Source organism: Lewinellaceae bacterium (genome assembly GCA_020636105.1).
Taxonomy (GTDB): Bacteria; Bacteroidota; Bacteroidia; order Chitinophagales; family Saprospiraceae; genus BCD1.
The window spans coordinates 4,180,523-4,201,034 of sequence record JACJYL010000001.1 but is presented as its reverse complement, the minus strand read 5'-3'; the positions used below and the strand labels follow the sequence as shown (position 1 = coordinate 4,201,034).

Genomic DNA, 20,512 nt, shown 5'->3' with positions numbered 1-20,512 from the left:
ACCGAATTTAATTTTCCCGCCACAAGTAGCGTCAGTCATTGTGGTAATTTTTCTCAACATGCTGAAAAAAATGCAGAATACATTCCAACTAAAAGGATCCATTGTGGCCATCGTCACCCCTTTTCTCGAAAATGGAGCCATTGACTTCGATGCTTTTGAAAATTTGATCAACGACCACATTAAGGCTGGTACAGATGGCATCGTTTTTTGTGGAACGACCGGGGAATCTCCGGCTTTCACAGATGAAGAATTTGAAGCCATCTTTTCTTTTGCGGTCGAAAAAGCGCAAGGTAAAATTGCCGTAATTGCTGGCACCGGTACCAATGATACCCATCATTGTGTGATAAGATCCGTCCAGGCACAAAAATGCGGGGTGGATGCTTTATTGATCTCCAGCCCGTATTACAACAAACCGACAGAAGAAGGATTGTATCGCCATTTTGAGGCTATTGCCAAATCCGTGGACCTGCCGATCATCTTATACAATGTTCCGGGAAGAACGGCTGTCAATATGACCTCCAGGCTCACCCTTCGACTGGCCAATGATTTTGAAAACATCGTGGCCGTAAAAGAAGCCTCGGGCAATCTCGACCAGGTCAATGAAATACTCATCCACCGGCCAAAAGGGTTTCTCGTTTACTCGGGAGACGACGCATTAACCCTGCCCATCATGGCCTGCGGAGCGGAAGGAGTGGTTTCCGTAATTGCCAATATCGTTCCGGCCGAATTCCGGGAAATGGTTCATGCCTGCCTGAATAACGATTGGGCGAAAGCCAAAAAAATACATCAAAAGTTATACCGCCTCATGCAACTTTCCATGATCGAGACCAATCCCATCCCAATCAAAACGGCCCTCTTTGAAATGGGAAAAATCCTGGAAATATTCAGGTTGCCGATGTGCCCTATGAGCAGTGAGGCGAACCGGGAATTATTAAAAAAAGAATTGAAAAATCTGAACCTCTAAAACAAAAAAAAATCATGCACTCTTTAGCCAATACAATTGAAAAAATCTGGAATGATCGCGACCTCTTGCAACTTCCCGAAAGCCAGGAGGCCATCCGAAAAGTCATCGACCTACTGGATGGTGGTGAAATTCGCGTGGCAACACCCACTGCCGACGGATGGAAGGTCAATGATTGGATAAAAAAGGCGGTTATCCTGTATTTTCCCATTCAAAAAATGGAAGAGATCAACGTAGGTCCTTTCCAGTTTCATGATAAAATACCCTTAAAAACAGATTACAAAGCCAAAGAGGTAAGGGTAGTGCCCCACGGCATTTGCCGTCATGGCGCTTATCTCGCCCCGGGAGTGATCATGATGCCTTCCTATGTCAACATCGGAGCTTATGTCGATTCCGGAACCATGGTGGATACCTGGGCTACGGTAGGCTCTTGTGCCCAGATTGGCAAAAATGTCCACCTTAGCGGAGGGGTGGGGATCGGTGGCGTTTTGGAACCGGTTCAGGCCAGTCCCGTCATCATTGAGGACGGTTGCTTTATAGGCTCCAGGTGTATTGTCGTCGAAGGCGTTCATGTAGAAAAGGAAGCCGTACTCGGAGCCAATGTAGTTCTTACGCAAAGTACTAAAATCATTGACGTCACCGGTGACGAACCCATCGAATACAAAGGAAGAGTACCTGCCAGATCAGTGGTTATTCCCGGTTCCTACACCAAAACATTCGCCGCAGGCAGTTATCAGGTTCCCTGTAGCCTGATCATCGGAAAACGCAAAGCCTCTACCGACCAAAAGACCTCTCTCAATGAGGCCCTGAGAACCTATTATGTGGCTGTATAAACGAGGGGGTGATTCAAAACATGTATTAAACAAAAAATCAAATCCATGAAAATCGGAATAATAGGATACGGGAAAATGGGCAAGGCAGTAGAGAAAATCGCTGTAGAACGAGGACATCAAATTGCCTGGACCGTTAATGCCCTGGATGCGCTGACCAATATTTTAAGCCATCCCCAAGAGGCTGATGTCGCCATTGAATTTACCCTGGCCGTTTATGCTCCACAAAATATCAACTCGTGCCTGAAGGCAGGCCTGCCCGTTGCCAGTGGAACGACCGGATGGAACGAAGAATGGGAAGAAGTTAAAAACAAATGCATCGACCTAAACGGGACCTTACTGCATGCCTCCAATTTCAGCCTGGGCATGAACATTTTCTTCCACATCAATAAAATACTGGCCGCAAAACTGAACACAACAGATGAGTACAGGCCCTCTATGAAGGAAACCCACCACCTCCATAAAAAGGATCACCCCAGCGGAACGGCCATTACCCTGGCGGAACAGATCATTGAACACAATCATAAAATAAAATCCTGGGAGGAAACTTCGGACATGGTGGAAGATCATGTGCTGCCCATACAGAGTTTCCGGGAGGATGAAATCCCCGGCACCCATGAAATAACCTGGGACTCCGATTTTGACGAGATCAAATTGGTGCATACTGCCAAAAACCGGGACGGCTTTGCCCTGGGTGCCGTATTGGCCGCAGAATTCATTGCCGCCAAAAAAGGCGTTTTTACCATGTCGGATGTTTTAAATTTGTAATCATTGAACACAAAGATCCTTTTTACCGTAACCAATGACCTGAACTACGACCAGCGCATGCAACGCATCTGCAGCACCCTGGCGGAAGCCGGTTATGAGGTAAAACTGATCGGCCGCAAAAGGAAAAACTCAAAACCCCTGAATAATATCTCCATTCCAGGGAAAGGTTCATGGTCACAAAAGCGGCTAAACTGTTTTTTCGACAAAGGAAAATTCTTTTACCTGGAATTCAACCTCAGGCTCTTTTTCTACCTGCTTTTTCACAAGACGGACATTATCTGCGGCATTGACCTGGACACCATACTGCCTGCATGGCTGGTGGCTAAAATCCGGGGAAAAACTTTCGTGTACGATGCCCATGAATATTTTACGGAAACCTCTTCCCTTCACGGCCGCACCTTTGAAAAAAAGATTTGGAAAATGGTGGAAGGTTTCGTCGTTCCCAACATAAAATATGCCTACACCGTCAATCAATCCATTGCCGGTATTTTCGAAAAGGAATACGGCACCCATTTTGAGGTGGTGAGAAACGTACCGCTGCCCCAGGAAATCCCCCCAAAACCACCCCGGGAAAAGTATATGCTTTACCAGGGCATTTTAAATAAAGGCCGCGGACTGGAATTTTTGATTGGCTGCATGCCCGATATCGGCGTCCCACTCAAAATTGCCGGAGATGGCCCCCTGAAGGAAAAGCTTGAAACCATGGTCAGGCAACTCGAAATTGAAGACAAAGTTGAATTTTTGGGATTCGTACGGCCGGAAGCCCTGGCCTCCATCACTGAAAATGCCTGGGCCGGATTGAATCTCATTGAAAATACGGGGTTGAGTTATTACTATTCTCTTGCCAATAAATTCTTCGATTACATCCAGGCGGAGATTCCTCAAATTTGTATGGATTTTCCGGAATACCGTTCCCTGAACGATCAATACCAATGTGCTGCTCTTTTACCTTCCTTTGAAGAAAAAAGATTCACCCAACTGGTTCAGCAGCTGGAAACCCCATCTGTTTATCAACAGATGGTAAAAAACACCCGGATCGCCAAAAAAGAATTAAACTGGGAAAAGGAGAAACAACGACTTTTGGACTTTTATGCTCAAATCAAAAAGCCTTAAGCAGTTCGCGGAATTGGGTTACCAATAAGATGGTAGATATTTTACGCTGAATCGAGACGCGAAAACCGCACATAGCCAAAGCTACGTAAGGATTTGAGTAACGATGAGTCAGTGTAAAAGATCACCATATTATTATTATGCTTAATTTCGTGAACTACTTAAGTTCCAGCAACCTTCCCAGCTTGAGCTTATCCAGGTTCCTCAGGTTGGGATAAGAGGACAATAAGTTTTGGACCCACTGGTCTTTTTTACTTTGATAGATGCGTAAAAACAACCCATCCAATTTTATTCTTTTCAAAAATTGACCATATTTGAATACCTTGATAAATTCATAAAAGGAAGGCCGTATATACGTTTGTTGTTCAAAAAAGAGTAAGTTCTCCACTGCCTCAAGGCTGCGGTCGATAAACTTTTGTCCCGGCATCAACCCATTATGGAGCAGTGCATTGTCAATATGCACTACGGGAACCTCCTGTACCATCAATTTGTACCCAAACATCGTATCATTATATCCGTATCGGCTCGAACCATCGTCAAACCTGGCGGCAAGGTATATTTTTTTGGGAATCAAAAAATTGCCGGCCCAAAGTGTTCTGTGTGCGGCTTTATTCCGAATTTCCGGAGCAGCTTCTTCCCTGGTTTTGCCGTGTATCCATTTTAAATAAAGCGGGAGAGCGGGCGGTTCATCCGTGTATTTCATGCCCCCGCAAAAAACGGTTTTTTCATCCCGCACATCGAGATATTTTGCAATAAAGCCTTTATTGATAATTTCAACATCGCTGTCCAAAAAAAGTAAAAGATCATATTTCGCTTCTTCAGCCAGCAGGTTCCTGATGCCACAGAATCCCCGGTTTTGGGACAGTTTTTTTAAAACGACATTCGGGAATCCGGAAATGGCGTTATTTATGGTATTAAGCGCATCATTTGAGGAACAATCATCGTAAACGCGAATTTCATAGTTTATGCCCAGCGCACTTAGCTGATCATTCAGGGCCTCTACAAGTTCCCTGACATCATAATTGAACACCGGAATTAACACTGAAATCATGAAAACAATTTAAAAAATTGAATAAACCCATCCAAAGACACCCCAAAGGTTAAGTAAATTATGGAAAATGAACAACAACTTAAAAAAAAACATTAATTATTGTCTATTTAAGGAAATACTCGTACCTTTGCCCCGCATTTTTAAAAAAGGAATTGAGTTAAATCGATAATAGAATAACAGAACAATGAAAAGAACGTTCCAACCATCAAAGAGAAAAAGAAAGAACAAACATGGGTTTCGTTCACGCATGAGCACTAAGAATGGCCGTAAAGTTTTAGCACGTCGCAGGGCTAAAGGTCGTTTAAAGCTTACTGTTTCTGATGAAATGACAGCAAAATAGTCTTAACACTTTAAGACTGTTTTATCCATAATTTAAAACAGCTAAAGCAATCATACGATTACTTTAGCTGTTTTTTATTGCCCGTCAGTCACCTTTTGAGCCTTTTATCCCATTCCTAAAATCCAAAAACGGCTTTCATCTTGTCATAAATCGCCGTATTTTCATAAATACCCGAAAACAATGCTGAACCAGGTCCGTAAGCAAATACAGGAATAAGGGCAGCAGTATGATCACTGGTGGTAAATCTGCCAATAATTGAATCTCTGGTACTTCCTTTATTGATAGCATACCCCCCGGTCTCATGATCCGCAGTGACAATGACGAGGGTTTCTCCATCTTCCTTTGCAAAGTCCAGAATTGCCCCGACCGCCCGGTCAAAATCGATCATTTCGCTAATGATGTATCCTGAATCGTTGTCGTGCCCTCCCCAATCTATCTGCGATCCTTCAATCATCAGGAAAAATCCTTTCTCACTTCTATGAGAAAGGAACAAAGGAGCCTGTTTACTGGCTGGAACAAGATAATCCCGCCCTTCCGAATATTTTTCGGGATCATCATAAGAAGTGAAATATCCAAATTTCCGACTAAAATCAAGGACGACATCCGTAAAAGGCTCTTCTTCATAGTCTGAAATGACATATCCTCTTTCTTTCAACATGCCTACCAGGTCTAACCCATCAGCACGTTCCTTAAAATATTTCTCCCCTCCCCCGACAAAATAATCTACCTGATTCAGAAGAAAAAACTTTGCGATGTCCTCGTATTTATATCTGTCGTCCACATGGGCAACAAATGCTGCCGGGGTGGCATGCACAATGGTGGAGGTAACCACAAGCCCGGTGGCCAGCCCCTGTTTCATGGCTTCTTCCAGGATAGTTTTGGAAAACGCGGAATCCTTATCCATACCAACGGCCTTATTAAAGGTCTTTTTACCTGTTGAAAAGGCTGTGGCCCCCGCAGCAGAGTCAGTAATAAGATCACTGGCGGAATAAGGTTTATGGATACCGATAACCGGGAATTGTTCAAGATTCAACTGGTCACCATTCCTGTAAAAACCCGCAGAAATTTGCGACAATCCCATTCCGTCGCCTATCATTAAAATGATATTTTTGGGCCTTATTCCGGTATAGACTTCTTCTCTGTTATTTCCGGAATTTAATTTACCTGTCGGATCGCAGGCACTGAAAAAGAGAATGGTCAGGATAGCCCAGATAATTTTTTTCATAATCAACTATTGAGAAAACGCTTTTTATAATTTTTATGGCTCATAAAAGAACATACCTGTTCCCCGGAACAGAACGAATGACCCCTTTGAATTCGAGATTCAGCAATAAGGCCGCCAACTCACTATTCGCTAATCCACATTTATACGAAATTGCGTCCACTCCCATCTCTTCTGAATCGCTGAGCAAATTTACTATTTTTTTTTCTGGTTCCGAAAATTCAGTAAACAACTGTCGTTGGATCGTTTTGTTGGCATCTATTTCGTTCCATCGCATCACATAAGCCAAATCTTCAACGGACTCAATCAAGGCAGCCCGGTGCGATTTGATCAACAAATTACATCCCAGAGAGTTTTCATCGCCTAACCGCCCAGGGACTGCAAAAACGTCCTTATTGTAATCGTTGGCAAATCTCACGGTGATCATAGAGCCCCCTTTTTTTGCCGTTTCAACAACAATCAGGGCATCACACAACCCTGCCACGATCCTGTTGCGCATGGGGAAATGTTCCCGGTCTGGTTCCTTAAAACTGAAATATTCCGTCAGCAACCCACCATTTTCGATCATCCTGGCCGCAACGTCATAATGCTGGGACGGATAAATTTTTTGTAATCCATGCCCCAAAACGCCAATCGTGGGAACATTTATTTCAATACTTTTCCGGTGTGCTGCCACATCAATCCCAAAAGCAAGGCCACTGATCGTCGTGACATTGTAGGGCTTCAGTCCTTCGATGAGTGCTTCTGTCGTTGAAACTCCGCGATGACTTGGTTTTCTCGTTCCTATTATGGCCACCGTCCGGGAAGCATTAAGGTCAGCATTGCCCCGGTAATAAAGCAGTGCAGGGGCATCATTATAATGTTTCAGCCTGGAGGGGTAATCTTTATCCGAATAAAACATTACCCTGATCTTGTGCCGCTCCACAAACCGCAATTCCTGCTCAGCCTGCTCAAATACGTCATGCCCAACGATAGCATTTGCTGTGAGATCCCCGACACCGGGTATCTTTAACAGTTCTTTTTTTCGGGCTTCAAATACCCCCATTGGGCTGCCACAATAACTAACAAGGTTTTTTGCCGTCACAGCACCTACCGACGGCAGCATGGTCAATGCTATTTTGTAAAAAAGGTCTTCCATCGACTACAATACAATTTAAGAAAAAAGATGAATGAAATATACCCGGAAAGGAAAGTCGTCGATGAAAAAAAAGAAATACGAAATAAAAGATTAAATAAAATCCAAAAAAGCTATTCCCGAATACCTGACAAATTTATGTTTTATTTTAAGTAAATGTCAAACTTTGTCGAAAATTTATACGCCTTTTGAAAGAAGTTTCTCAACTTTGGACTAACTCATTTTTAATATTCTGACTCAAAACTTTAAATTAGTTATGTCTACAAAAAAGGTAATGCCCCGTCTCGAATTTATAATCATAGCGATTTTTTTTATTTCCTTCATCCTATGGGCCATGCGCAAATGTTCTCAAAACAGGGATCTCTACCAGGAAGAAAACCCGGTAACCACGGAAGAAACCGTGACGCCAACGGATTCCATCATCACTCCCGAAATTTTTGACAAACCAAAACAGCTCACACCTGCAAATCCATCGTCCGTAGATATCCGGTCGGCTGACCAACCTCCTTCACGAAGCATCAGGGAAAAATATACCCCGCTCTACGTGACACTTGAAAACCTCAACATAAGAGAGCAACCAGCCCTGAACGCCAAGGTGCTCGACAGGGTGCAATTATACGACGAAGTGACCTTTCTCAATGAGGTGACCGATTCTATTTATGAAATTAAACTTGGAAACGTAATGACCCAGGCACCCTGGGTGAAAGTGAAATCTCCAAAGGGAAAAGTAGGCTGGGTGTATGGGGCCGGGGTGCATTATTATAAAAAAAGACTGGAAGGACTGGAATAAAATTATGGCTGGTTACTGGCTGCTTGTTTTAAAACAACCAACCAGTAACCAGTAACCAGTAACGAGTAACGAGCAACCAGTACCCAGCAACGAGCAACCGGTTTACTTATCCAATTCGTCCAGGTCAAAATGATTGATTATCTTTATCAGTTGTGCTGCCAGGTTGGGCTCCTCCGCGTAATTGACCTGTTCAAGGGCAGTAACCCAACTTTTGTGATCGTCAGGGGGTAGTTTTTTACCGGGGAAGAGATATGTCGTCAGATAAAGACTATTGTCCCTAAAACTCGTCCAGGCATTTTCGTAATGCCGAAAACATTTACCGCCATACTGGTCTTCTTTACCCATCCAGTCTGCCGTACAGGGCAAGGCGAAAAAATTATTGCCGGCTCTCGACAATTCAGAACTGCCCGCTTCACTCAATAAAAGACTGCTGGATAAAATTATAGAGGCCGGGACACCATATTTGAGTTGTTCATTCTCCGCGACGTGAGTAAATCTATTGATAAAATCGACCATGTCATCTTCATCCATCAACCAGAATTTATCGCTACTTTCCTCTTTTCCTGCCAAAAAATTATTTAGCGGGGCCACAAATAATTTGGTGATGGCAGATTCCTCCTCTTCAGGTTTTCGCTCCGAGAGAATATCTTTTTTTGTTTCTTTAGGCTTCGGAGCCTGAGGCGCCATTTTTTGTTGCACTGGCGAACCTGTTGGCGCATTGAGATCGACTGAGAAACTCAGGTCTTTTTTCATCAGAATAAACAGGAACAAAACAGCAATACCTATCTTAATCCAATTATTCCGGAGGTAAACTTTTACTTTGGCGGAGGCGATTGATTTACTCATAACTATCTGTTAAAACAATTTGTTTTGCAAATGTAAAACAAATTGTTTTTATTGTCAAGCCCTAAAATAAAAAAAGCAACCGATCTGATCATCGATTGCTTTTTTTAAGCGAACACTTAAATTCAAATAGCTTTACATTTCATGCAAGTCCCCGGACCCCATAATACTTGAATGGACTTTTGCCCCTCCGGTGTAATAAACATCTCCGGAACCCACGATGGAAACATCCAGGTTTCCGCTGGTATTGACTTTACAATTTCCGGAACCCGCAATACTGATATCACAATCGCCGGCGACCAAATCCTTCAGATTAACATCTCCTGAACCGGCTATGCTGACTCCTACCTTCCCGGCGCTGCCGGTCATTAAAACATCTCCGGAACCCGCAACGCTAATATCTAAAGATTTAGCCTCGCCTTCAAGTTTTAAATCTCCGGAACCGGCTATGGAAAGCGCCAAGTTTTCCATACCTGTAAAAGCGCCCTTAGTGGTTACATCCCCTGAACCGGCAACCGAAACGGCCTTAAGGTCGGGAATGGTGATATAAATAGTGATTTTTTCATGCTTTCTGACATTCTCTTCAAAACCAATATTCCAGGATCCGTTCCTGACTTTGGTTTTGATGTTGTCAATGATATTGGCTTCAGCGTCGATCTCTACTTTTTGCGGACTACCCTGCTTCAGGATTACGTCTGCATCCAATGAAAGGCCAATACTGTGAAACGGGTCGAGGGTAATTTCTTTGGTAACGGCATTACCTTCGCCTTTAATTGAATGGGAATGGCTCAGGAATTTTGGTGGGTTATTGAACGCAAAAAACAGCCCAACGCCCAAAACAATTAAAACAACTTTTAGGTTTTTCATGATGAAATTTTAGATTTTAACAGAAGGTGATTAATTCTGTTGACTAATGATGCAACACCCCTAATGACACATTACTTTGCCTGGGGTTGCAAATTTTTCATCCTCAATGTAGCGAAAACCTTAAAATACATCCAATGTTTTAGACGAATGGCAGAAGACAATCTACCTGTAATGGAGCAGACAGGCAGAAAGCAGACGGTGGACGGGGAGCGGAGGAAGGGAAACGGTTTAAATTTTTTTAACCTTACGCTAATGGATGAAAGAGCAAAACGCCCTGATCATCCTTTAGCATTGAGGCGAAATCAAGAATGTCAGGCTCTTCTCTTCCAATGCCTGATTCGCATTTTTAGTAAAATAGCCCCACCCCCGACCTAACGGCACGGGATTTCGCTGCGCTCAACTGGAACCATTTGAACCACTGGAACCCTCCCGACCTACGGAATGGGATTTCGCTGCGCTCAACTGGAACCATTTGAACCCTTGAAACCATTTGAACCCCTGGAACCCCTGAAACAATAATAACTACTTGATCTTTTTAAAAGCCTTTGCGAGGTCTTCAATCAGGTCATTTACATTCTCCACCCCTACGCTCAGACGAATGAGAGAATCGGTAAGCCCTACTTTCATCCTTTCCTTTTTAGGAATAGAGGCATGGGTCATGGTGGCAGGATGCCCGATAAGAGATTCCACTCCGCCAAGCGATTCTGCAAGAGTGAACAATTTTGTATTGCTCAACACCTGGGTTGCATTTTCAAGCGTATCCTTTTTAAGGGAGAATGAAACCATTCCACCAAAATCCCGCATTTGGGATTTTGCAATTTCATGACCCGGATGATCCTTGAAGCCAGGATAATAGACTTTATCCACCTGAGGTTGTTCCTTCAGATACAACGCTATTTTGCGGGCATTCTTACAGGCTCTTTTTACACGGAGGTGCAGGGTTTTTATCCCTCTGAGTACGAGAAAACAATCGTGTGGGCCCGGTATGGCACCAACGGAATTTTGGAGGAAAAATAATTTTTCGCTCAGCTTCCTCGATTTGACAATTACGGCTCCAAGTACGACATCAGAATGGCCGCCAAGGTATTTTGTTGCGGAATGTATCACAATATCGGCCCCCAAATCCAGAGGGGTCTGCAGGTAAGGAGAGGCAAAGGTATTATCCACACAGGTGAGGATCTTATGTTTTTTGGCAAGACCGCAAATGGCCTTGATATCAATGATGCTCAACATGGGGTTGGTAGGGGTTTCCACCCAGAACATCTTTGTTTTTTTGGAAATAAGTTTTTCCACTTTTTTGAGGTCGGTCATATCTACAAAATGCGAGACCACCCCATAACGCTCATGCACTTTAGTCAATTGGCGATAAGCTCCTCCGTAGAGATCATTGGTGGCAATCACCTCATCTCCCGGCTCCAAAAGCCTGATGATGGAATCCATGGCGGCCATTCCGCTCCCAAAAGCGACTGCAAACTTTCCGTTTTCCAGAGCGGCAAGATTTTGCTCCAGGGCGTGCCTCGTCGGGTTTTGCGTCCGGGCATATTCATACCCTTTGTGTTTCCCCGGTGCCTCCTGGGCATAAGTAGAGGTTTGATAAATAGGTGTCATTACTGCACCAGTGGTCGGGTCAGGTTCAATGCCCGCATGAATAACCTTAGTTCCAAATTTCATAATAATTGGTTTTATAAAAAAAGGGCACCCCTGGCACATAAAGCCCGGGCTACCCTTTTAATTCTTTTAGGTGAAACTATATTAGTTTAAGCTATCTGTTAAACCTTTTCCAGCCTTAAACTTCACTAAATTTTTAGCCGCAATCTGGATCGTTTCACCGGTTTGTGGGTTTCTACCTGCACGTGCTGCACGATTTGAAACTGAAAAAGTTCCAAATCCAATAAATGCAGCAGAATCACCTGCTTTCAATGCGCCAGCAATTCCGTTCAACATTGCGTTTACAGCACTTTCTGCTTGTGCTTTTGTCAAACCTGCTTCTTCGGCAACTTTGTTGATTAAATCTCCTTTGTTCATTTTGTCAATTTTTAATGATCTAAAAAGCGTCCCAAAGTTATGCCTTGCTTTGATAATACCAAAGGTTTTTGGTGAATTTTATTCGAAAACCCCCATTCTCTCTATTATCTTAGCCCAAAATCTCTAAAATGAATGCCAGACAAATCAAAGAACTGTTTGAAAAGTACAAATCTTTCCTAAGATCCGATTACAAAAACGATCGGCTACATTTGTGGGAAAGCCAGTATTATTTTCAAAAACACTGGAACATTGACGCTACTGACTTCCTTGGCATGTACGACAGCAGCCTTCAGAATTCGGTCACTAAACGCTTGTGGAAGCGCGAAGCTTATGAACCCAAACGTATGATGATGGAATTTATAAAAATGGATCCCGAATGGACCCGACAAACATTCAAAGAGCTTTTCGATGAATCCCGAACCATTGAGGGTCGTGCCGGCCGTTTTATCTTTTATTGTGATCATTTGCTGGAAACCTATAAAAATGCCCATCCGTTATCCATCGACAATAACCACTACCATGAGGATGGCTACCAGATGGTCTTCCTTTATCTAGCTTTTCGATACCCGGAACTTTATGCGCCTTATCAACACGAGCCTTTTGTCAATTTGTTGAAAAAAGTCGGAGCGGTTGATCCTCCGTTGGTGCCTGATGTAGAAAGATTCACCAAAGTATGCCGCACCCTGTTCAAAATGATGCAGAACGATTCGGAACTGATTCAGCTGCATCAACAACGATTGATTCCCGGTCAGCATTATGAAGCGCCAAGCCTGTTGATCGTTTATGACTTTTATATGTCAGTAGAATTTTAGTCCCCGTACAATAAACCTCCTTCAGATTGCATTCCATTAATAAAGCATACTATGAGAGATTTATTTACCGGCCTATTATTGATTTGTCTGTTGCCTTTTTCCGGTGGACAAACTCTGCAGACTTTTCAAAAAACGGCGACCATTGAGGGAGCCTTCGTTGATTTTGCCGTAGATGATCTACTCCACCTTTATACGCTTGATCAAAGCAATGAATTAATCAAATTCGATTTAGAAGGTAAGGCACTCTTTCGCTACAGCAATAATAAAATGGGGAAACCGGCCACCATGGATGTTTCCAACCCTTTAAACATACTTTTATTCTACCCGGACTACATGACAGCCATCACCCTCAACCGGACGCTTAGCGAATCTGGCAGGTTTGATCTTTTTGGTCCGCGGCTACTGGAAGTTACCGCTGCCTGCCTTTCCATAGAAAATAATTTGTGGGTTTTTGATGCCTCAAACTTCCAACTCAAACTAATTGATGGAAGGGGACAAGTCATTGAAAAAAGCGACGATCTCCGTCTTTATTTCAACGCTCCTCCAGTTATCACTCAAATGGAGGCTCACAAAGGTTACCTCTATGCCAATGTCCCGGAGTCAGGGATCGTCATTTTTGATAATTTTGCCCAATTCGACAAAGAACTTCCATTTCCCCACCTCATTCATTTTCAGTTTTTGCAAAACAATTTGATTTTTCAGCGGGAAAACAACCTCTTCCAACTCGATTTGAATGGGTTGCGGGAAAATCCTGTTAAATTACCCAGAGAGATTAATGAAAATACCTTGGTAAAAGTGAAAAACAATTACTTATTTTTCCTTGAAAAAGGGAAGGGGATTGAAATCTGGAAAATAACAAAGGAGTAAGCCCGAAGCTTTATAAAATGGACGGTTTTATTTGTAAGGTCAGCTAACGAGATTGACTGATGACCTCGGCAGGTTTGAAACATATGGAATCCAGGTCGGCGTGATTGCCACGAAAAACATTAAAATCCACGAAGCCGTTTATCCCCGGAATGATGCCTTTATTGCCGTATTGCCAAAAATCCCAATGCTGGTTATCAGCCATGCGGGGTTCTCTGGAACTATAACGTGCAATCCATAACGGGTAATCCTTAAATTGCCCTGCCAGATTTTTATTAAAAAACTTAAGATTGGTATAAATAATGGGCTTCACATTATAGTGAATTTCGACCTCGTAAAGCCATTGGCGCATGGCACTGATGATCTGTAATTTGGATGCCCCATCATAAGTTTCTACATCCAGAACGGGAGGAAGATCCCCGTTTTCCAAAATAACATTATCCACAAAATTAGCTACCTGCAAATCAACCGAAACCGTCGGGCGGAAAAAATGATAGGCCCCGCGTTTCATCCCATGAATCCGCATCAGGTCCCAGTTGTCACAAAAGATGGAATCCTGGTAATCATTGCCTTCCGTAGCTTTAACAAAAACAAAGTCAATACCATGATCCCCCACCATTTGCCAGTTGATCCGTCCCTGGTAATGAGACACATCTATTCCATGGACATCAAAACCATCCATACGTATCGTTTCTGTATTGCAGGAATACAAAAGCAAGGCAAAAAAAGCTATGGAAGTAATGTTTTTCACTTATTAACTCGCTCGAATGTCTTTATTAAAAACATAATGGCCCAAAACAAGCCCCTTTACAAAATATCAGTATTGAAAAGGATGGAGGGTCAAATTTTTTCGATCTCTTATCCATAACGAATAACCAGGGTAAAAGGATGTTCTAAACTCCGAAAATTTATCGGTTTTAAGATTTTGTTATGAATTTATAATTTAGAGCTTGTCTAAAATTCCATCAATTGGCTGCAAGCGGCAAATTTCATCCTGCTCTGCGTTAAAAAGCCTCGCCTTACCTTCCAGGTATGCCTGCGTTTTTTGCCTTGATCAAAATAAAATTTGCTCACTTTCGCTCAATCATGGAAATTTAGACAAGCTCTTAATTCAATGTAGTCAGGTGCAATAGAAGGTAAGTATAGTCCAGCTCTTAATCTTTATGCAAGATATATAAAAAAGATGCATTTCCCCATTCCTATTTTTTATTACCTTAGCAATATGGCATCAATACGACAATTATTTTTAAAACATGTGGCTCCCACAACGCCCTTCCCGCTCATGCTGGAGATTGAGCGTAGCGAAGGCATTTACCTCTTTTCCCCGGAAGGCAACCGGTGGATGGATTTGATTTCGGGTATTGGGGTGAGCAGCCTCGGACATTGTCATCCCAAAGTGGTAAAGGCGGTAAAAACCCAGGCTGACCGATATTTACACACCATGGTTTACGGCGAACATATCCAGGCGCCCCAGGTTAAACTTGCAAAACTCCTGGCCGACAATCTTCCCGAAAATCTCAATAGCGTTTATTTTGTTACATCGGGCAGCGAGGCAGTGGAAGGAGCCATGAAACTGGCCAAAAAAGCTACCGGCAGAACGGAGATCATCTCGGCAAAAAACGCCTACCACGGAAGTTCTCACGGTTCAGCCAGCCTCATGTGGCCGACCGACTTCACCCAGGCATATTATCCCCTGGTTCCCGATATAAACCACATTTCTTTTAATGATGAAACTGATCTCGGGCTCATCACCAGTCGAACCGCAGGCGTGGTCATCGAAACGGTACAAGGGGAAGCCGGTATCCAACCGCCCAAAAATGATTATCTTAAAAAACTCCGCAAACGCTGCGACGAAACGGGCACCCTGCTCATCCTCGATGAGATCCAGGCCGGTTACGGCCGGACAGGAAGCCTTTTCGCCTTTGAACAGTATGATGTCATCCCTGATATCCTGCTGCTGGCTAAAGGTATGGGAGGGGGAATGCCCATCGGAGCATTCGTCTCCTCTGAAGAACTCATGAAAACCCTGTCCGTCAATCCTATTCTCGGACACATTACCACCTTTGGCGGCCATCCCGTAAGTTGTGCCGCTGCCCTGGCTACGCTGGAATACCTGCTGGAGAGCTCCCTGATCGAAGAAGTTCCCGACAAAGCCAATTTATTCCGAAAATTACTGGTTCACCCCGAGATCAGAGAAGTGAGAAATGCAGGACTCATGATGGCTGTCCAACTGGAAAGCTCCGACTTTCTCCAGGACACTATCGCCCATTGCCTCGACAACGGGATTATGATAGACTGGTTTTTGTTCAACGACAGTTCCCTGCGTATTGCCCCACCTTTGATCATTACTTCAGATGAAATCAAGGAAGCCTGCCGGGTGATTCTGGATGGGATTGAGGTGGCCATGAAGAAAAGAAAAAAACCTCATTAACCATTACTTTTATCTGATAAATTCTATATCATGAGAAACACCCTTTGGATTGTTCAAATTATTTTTTCTATGATCATAATCCCAAAGACTTCTGTAGGTCAATCCTTTACTGCTGATCAACCACCGGTAACGGAAGTATATCAGCTGGCTAACCAGCTCATGGCTGATTACGGCAGTTTATCCCGCTTTTATTTTATCCAGGATTCCCCGGAACGCAGAGAAAGGTTCCAGGCTTTTTTCAATGATTACCTTGACCGGCTGGACCAACTTCCGTTTGATGAATTATCGACAGGAGGAAAGGTGGATTATATCCTGGTGCACAGATTTTTGGATAATGAAATGTATGAACTCTCCGTAGAAGAAAAGGAATATGCCCTGGTTCAAAAATGGATAACCCCGGGCGAACCGATTTATACCCTGGAAAAAGAAAGGCGAAGAGGAAAGTATATGGAGGGCAGTGAGGTGGCCGGCCTGTTAAATGATCTGCTGAAAAAATTCGGACAGGCCTCTAAAGACCTGAAAACAGAAAAGCCTGTTTTTTCAAAACCCCTGGTGCGCCGGGCGCAAAGCATTCTCAAAGGGCAACGCAAAGCCCTGAAAAGTGTATTCAGCTTTTACAATGGGTACGATCCACAATTTACCTGGTGGACCTCCCGACCTTTTGAGGAACTGGATACCCTGATCAGCCTTTATGCCAAAATGATCGAAGAAAGGATAGATCCCTCGACCCTGCCCGAGGATGACGGCAGCGGCATCATTGGAAATCCTATCGGTCGGACCGAGCTGATACGCCAATTACAATTCGAAATGATCCCTTACACCCCTGAAGAGCTGGTAGAGATCGCCAACAAGGAATTTGCCTGGTGCGACGCCGAGCTTTTAAAGGCTTCAAGGGAAATGGGGTTTGGCAACGATTGGAAAAAAGCACAGGAAAAAGTGAAACAATCCTATGTAAAGGAGGGGCACCAACCGGAAGCTATGCTTCAGTTGTACAATGAATCCGTAGCTTTCCTCAAAGCAAACGACCTGATCACCATTCCTCCCCTGGCGGAAGAAACCTGGAGAATGAGCATGATCTCCCCGGAAAGGCAATTGATCAGCCCCTTTTTCCTGGGAGGAGAAGTACTCCAGATCTCCTACCCTACAGACGAGATGAGCCATGAGAACAAACTCATGTCCATGCGGGGCAATAATCCTCACTTTTCACGTGCCACGGTTCACCATGAATTGATCGCTGGACATCATTTACAGCAGTTTATGAACAACCGGTATCATTCGTACAGGTTTTATCGCACTCCTTTCTGGACGGAAGGATGGGCCTTATACTGGGAATTGTTGCTCTGGGATAAGGAGTTTCCTCAATCCCCGGAAGACCGGATCGGTATGCTTTTTTGGCGGATGCACCGCTGTGCACGCATCATTTTTTCCATCAACTATCACCTCGGAGAGTGGACTCCCCAGCAATGTATCGACTTCCTGGTCGACAGGGTCGGGCACGAAAGGGCTAATGCCGAAGGAGAGGTCAGACGTTCCTTTACCGGCCATTACGGACCGCTCTATCAAATCGCCTACATGATCGGAGGTTTGCAGTTTTATGCTCTAAAAACAGAGCTGGTGGAGCGTGGAAAAATGACTTATAAGGAATTCCACGATGCCGTGCTTCGGGAAAATAATATGCCGGTGGAAATGGTTCGGGCCATATTGACCGATCAACCCCTGGAAAAGGATTTTAAGAGCGCATGGAGATTTTATGAACGCTAAAAATTAATTCAACCTAATAGTCAATACATGTCACAAAAAATAACCAATATCGCCATTATCGTAAAGGATTACGACGAAGCCATTGATTTTTACACGCGTAAACTGGGATTTGTCCTGGTGGAAGACACCACCTTAAATGCGAAAAAAAGATGGGTCAGGGTTTGCCCAAAGGGAGACGATGGTTGCTGTATTTTATTGGCAAAGGCTTCCACAGAACGGCAAAAAACAGCCATCGGCAACCAAAGCGCAGGAAGGGTATTTCTTTTTTTACACACCGACAATTTCGATCAGGATTTTAAAAATTTACTGGATCATAAAATAAAAATCGTACGCCAGCCCGTGGTAGAGGCGTATGGCAAAGTAGCCGTTTTTGAAGACCTTTACGGCAATCTTTGGGATTTGGTGCAGCCTTTATGACCATTATGACGATCCTCCATGGCTAAAAACATTTAGGGTGCCACACCCGGACAATAATTGGGTAAAAAACAAAAGCCAGTGATCCTGAATAAATGAGGATCACTGGCTTTTAAATTTATCTTTTCAGCTTCCATTTCCGGAAGCTCTTTGACTTCAATTTTAAACTTCTGCCTTAAACAAGGCAACAAATTCGGCTACACTCATACTTCCCAGGTCACCGTCTCCCTGACGGCGAACTCCCACGGACTGACTTTCGGCTTCTTTCTCTCCGACGATCAGCATGAACGGCACCTTTTTCAATTCCGTATCTCTGATCTTACGGCCGATGGATTCTGTCCTGTTGTCGATATAACCCCGAATATCATGTACGGCAAGCTGGGTTTTAATTTCCTCGGCATAAGCCTCCCATTTGTCGCTGATGGGCAGGATGGCAAACTGTTCAGGAGCCAGCCACAACGGGAATTTACCGGCTGTATGTTCGATAAGGATACTGATAAAACGTTCCATGGAACCAAAAGGCGCACGGTGGATCATGACCGGTCGGTGCGTCTGGTTATCAGATCCGATGTACTCCAGCTCAAATCGATCGGGCAGATTGTAATCCACCTGGATGGTACCCAACTGCCAGGAACGCCCCAGGGCATCCTTGATCATAAAATCGAGCTTTGGCCCGTAGAAAGCCGCTTCACCGAGTTCGGTAACGGTCTTTAGATTGACCTCTTTGGTCGCTTCGATAATAGCGCTTTCGGCTTTTTCCCAATTTTCAGTAGAACCGATATATTTTTCAGGTTTATCCGGATCTCTCAACGAAATCTGGGCCGTAAAATCTTCAAAACCCATTTTTCTGAACACTCCTGTAGTCAGATCGAGGACATTGAGGAATTCCTCCTTCAACTGATCCGGGGTACAGAAAATGTGGGCATCATCCTGCGTAAAACCACGTACCCTGGAAAGTCCGTGCAACTCTCCGCTTTGCTCATAACGGTATACCGTTCCGAACTCTGCAATGCGCAAGGGAAGTTCCTTGTACGAATGCGGGCGGTGGGCATATATTTCACAGTGGTGAGGACAGTTCATCGGCTTCAGCATGAACTCTTCCCCTTCACGTGGTGTGTGGATGGGCTGGAAGCTATCCTCACCGTATTTTTCATAGTGACCGGAAGTGATGTACAGTTCTTTTCTCCCGATATGAGGGGTGGTGACCAATTTGTATCCCCGTTTTTCCTGTTCTTCCTTGAGGTAGTTCATCAGGCGTTCGCGCAGGGCATTCCCATTAGGCAGCCAGATCGGTAAACCACTGCCGACTTTTTCCGAAAACATAAAGAGTTCCAGTTCGGCCCCAAGTTTACGGTGGTCACGTTTTTTGGCTTCCTCCAGCAATTCCAGGTATTCGGTCAGTTCTTTTTGCTTCGGAAACGAAACTCCATAAACACGGGTCATTTGCTGGCGGCTCTCATCGCCCTGCCAGTAGGCACCGGCAACGTTCATCACCTTCACCGCTTTGATGGAACTGGTATCCGAAATATGCGGCCCTTTGCAAAGGTCCACAAAACTCCCCTGTTCATATAAGGTCAGGGCTTCATCCTCCCCGCGCTTTTCGATCAGCTCAAGTTTGTATTCGTCCCCTTTTTTCTTAAAATATTCAATGGCAGCCTCTTTGGAAACCGGCTTTCTGCAATAGTCGTTTTTCTGACGGGCCAGCTCAAGCATTTTCTGCTCGATCTTTGGAAAATCCTCAGGAGAAATCTTATTCTCCCCCGGGTCAACGTCATAGTAAAAACCAGAATCCGTAGCAGGACCTGCACCGAATTTGATCCCAGGATATAAAGCTTCCAGTGCCTCTGCCATCAGGTGGGCAGAAGAGTGCCAGAATGTTTTCTTCCCGTCCAGGTCGTTCCACGTCAACAACTGCAGCCTTGCATCTTCATTCAATGGCCGGGTGGCATCCCAAACCTCACCGTTCACTTTTGCGGAGAGGACGTTTCTCGCCAATCCTTCACTAATGGATTTGGCTATTTCAAACGCAGTAGTCCCTTTTTCATACTGCCGCACATTGCCGTCGGGAAAAGTAATGTTTATCATTTTTTTTTCACTTTTTGATCGTCTCTAGTCGCTTCTCTGTGATATTGAAAACACTGTATCAACACCATTTTTTTAAGAAACCGCAAAATTAGGTGATTTTGAATTAGATAACAAGTTTTATTCATCACATATTGAGTATCTCCGGGAATACTTACTATGTAATTTAAAAAAGGATGCCTTAACAAGAGAAAAGGAGAAAAAAG

At 44.0% G+C, this 20,512-nt stretch carries 20 protein-coding genes; 11 read left to right on the top strand and 9 right to left on the bottom strand.

From position 1 onward, the window contains the following. Window positions 1-70: 70 nt before the first annotated feature. Genes H6571_15710 through H6571_15695 form a run of 4 tightly spaced genes read left to right on the top strand, consistent with a single transcriptional unit; the run spans window position 71 to window position 3,672 of the window. Window positions 71-964, top strand: a complete 894-nt coding sequence (locus H6571_15710; GenBank protein MCB9325187.1) for a 4-hydroxy-tetrahydrodipicolinate synthase — start codon at window positions 71-73, stop codon at window positions 962-964. A gap of 14 nt (window positions 965-978) precedes the next feature. Further along, window positions 979-1,794, top strand: a complete 816-nt coding sequence (locus tag H6571_15705) for a 2,3,4,5-tetrahydropyridine-2,6-dicarboxylate N-succinyltransferase (GenBank protein MCB9325186.1) — start codon at window positions 979-981, stop codon at window positions 1,792-1,794. 45 nt (window positions 1,795-1,839) lie between these two features. Further along, window positions 1,840-2,559, top strand: a complete 720-nt coding sequence (gene dapB / locus H6571_15700) for a 4-hydroxy-tetrahydrodipicolinate reductase (protein ID MCB9325185.1) — start codon at window positions 1,840-1,842, stop codon at window positions 2,557-2,559. A 3-nt stretch (window positions 2,560-2,562) separates the two neighbouring features. Continuing rightward, a complete protein-coding gene (locus H6571_15695; GenBank protein MCB9325184.1) occupies window positions 2,563-3,672 on the top strand; it encodes a glycosyltransferase in 1,110 nt (369 codons plus the stop codon). A 154-nt stretch (window positions 3,673-3,826) separates the two neighbouring features. Here the strand turns inward: H6571_15695 and H6571_15690 are convergent, their stop codons facing one another. Then, a complete protein-coding gene (locus H6571_15690) occupies window positions 3,827-4,720 on the bottom strand; it encodes a glycosyltransferase family 2 protein (GenBank protein MCB9325183.1) in 894 nt (297 codons plus the stop codon). 184 nt (window positions 4,721-4,904) lie between these two features. Here H6571_15690 and rpmH point away from each other — a divergent pair, with 184 nt between their 5' ends. Then, entirely contained in the window at window positions 4,905-5,060 is a 156-nt protein-coding gene (gene rpmH / locus H6571_15685; GenBank protein ID MCB9325182.1) for a 50S ribosomal protein L34, read from the top strand. A gap of 115 nt (window positions 5,061-5,175) precedes the next feature. Here rpmH and H6571_15680 read toward each other — a convergent pair whose 3' ends face one another. Together H6571_15680 and dprA are read right to left on the bottom strand one after the other, a co-directional pair. Further along, the gene (locus tag H6571_15680) at window positions 5,176-6,156 is read right to left on the bottom strand and encodes an alkaline phosphatase (protein MCB9325181.1); all 981 of its coding nucleotides are present in this window, start codon (window positions 6,154-6,156) and stop codon (window positions 5,176-5,178) included. A 169-nt stretch (window positions 6,157-6,325) separates the two neighbouring features. Next, a complete protein-coding gene (gene dprA / locus H6571_15675) occupies window positions 6,326-7,420 on the bottom strand; it encodes a DNA-protecting protein DprA (GenBank protein ID MCB9325180.1) in 1,095 nt (364 codons plus the stop codon). Between the two features lie 253 nt (window positions 7,421-7,673). Between dprA and H6571_15670 the strand changes: the two genes are divergently transcribed. Next, complete coding sequence (locus H6571_15670; protein MCB9325179.1) at window positions 7,674-8,207, top strand: SH3 domain-containing protein; 534 nt, start codon at window positions 7,674-7,676, stop codon at window positions 8,205-8,207. 102 nt (window positions 8,208-8,309) lie between these two features. On the opposite strand, the gene H6571_15665 is transcribed toward H6571_15670, so the two are convergent. The 4 genes from H6571_15665 to H6571_15650 form a co-directional block, all read right to left on the bottom strand. Beyond that, complete coding sequence (locus H6571_15665; protein MCB9325178.1) at window positions 8,310-9,053, bottom strand: glucosaminidase domain-containing protein; 744 nt, start codon at window positions 9,051-9,053, stop codon at window positions 8,310-8,312. A gap of 132 nt (window positions 9,054-9,185) precedes the next feature. Beyond that, complete coding sequence (locus H6571_15660) at window positions 9,186-9,917, bottom strand: DUF2807 domain-containing protein (GenBank protein MCB9325177.1); 732 nt, start codon at window positions 9,915-9,917, stop codon at window positions 9,186-9,188. 522 nt (window positions 9,918-10,439) lie between these two features. Continuing rightward, window positions 10,440-11,588: a cystathionine gamma-synthase gene (locus tag H6571_15655; GenBank protein MCB9325176.1), complete on the bottom strand. Its 1,149-nt coding sequence runs from the start codon at window positions 11,586-11,588 to the stop codon at window positions 10,440-10,442. Window positions 11,589-11,669: 81 nt separating this feature from the next. Then, window positions 11,670-11,942: an HU family DNA-binding protein gene (locus H6571_15650; protein ID MCB9325175.1), complete on the bottom strand. Its 273-nt coding sequence runs from the start codon at window positions 11,940-11,942 to the stop codon at window positions 11,670-11,672. A gap of 128 nt (window positions 11,943-12,070) precedes the next feature. On the opposite strand from H6571_15650, the gene H6571_15645 reads away from it, so the two are divergent. Further along, window positions 12,071-12,754, top strand: coding sequence for a hypothetical protein (locus H6571_15645; GenBank protein ID MCB9325174.1), 684 nt, complete (start codon window positions 12,071-12,073; stop codon window positions 12,752-12,754). 51 nt (window positions 12,755-12,805) lie between these two features. Further along, on the top strand, window positions 12,806-13,621 hold the full coding sequence (locus H6571_15640) for a hypothetical protein (protein MCB9325173.1): 816 nt from the start codon (window positions 12,806-12,808) through the stop codon (window positions 13,619-13,621). A 43-nt stretch (window positions 13,622-13,664) separates the two neighbouring features. On the opposite strand, the gene H6571_15635 is transcribed toward H6571_15640, so the two are convergent. Next, on the bottom strand, window positions 13,665-14,300 hold the full coding sequence (locus H6571_15635) for a glycoside hydrolase family 25 protein (protein ID MCB9325172.1): 636 nt from the start codon (window positions 14,298-14,300) through the stop codon (window positions 13,665-13,667). Window positions 14,301-14,840: 540 nt separating this feature from the next. Here H6571_15635 and H6571_15630 point away from each other — a divergent pair. From H6571_15630 to H6571_15620, 3 genes are read left to right on the top strand one after another with little or no spacing between them, the layout of a single operon-like run. Beyond that, complete coding sequence (locus H6571_15630) at window positions 14,841-16,049, top strand: aspartate aminotransferase family protein (GenBank protein ID MCB9325171.1); 1,209 nt, start codon at window positions 14,841-14,843, stop codon at window positions 16,047-16,049. Window positions 16,050-16,079: 30 nt separating this feature from the next. After that, a complete protein-coding gene (locus H6571_15625) occupies window positions 16,080-17,810 on the top strand; it encodes a DUF885 family protein (protein ID MCB9325170.1) in 1,731 nt (576 codons plus the stop codon). A 27-nt stretch (window positions 17,811-17,837) separates the two neighbouring features. Continuing rightward, a complete protein-coding gene (locus tag H6571_15620; GenBank protein MCB9325169.1) occupies window positions 17,838-18,227 on the top strand; it encodes a VOC family protein in 390 nt (129 codons plus the stop codon). 159 nt (window positions 18,228-18,386) lie between these two features. Here the strand turns inward: H6571_15620 and thrS are convergent, their stop codons facing one another. After that, the gene (gene thrS, locus H6571_15615; protein MCB9325168.1) at window positions 18,387-20,309 is read right to left on the bottom strand and encodes a threonine--tRNA ligase; all 1,923 of its coding nucleotides are present in this window, start codon (window positions 20,307-20,309) and stop codon (window positions 18,387-18,389) included. Between the last annotated feature and the right edge of the window lie 203 nt (window positions 20,310-20,512).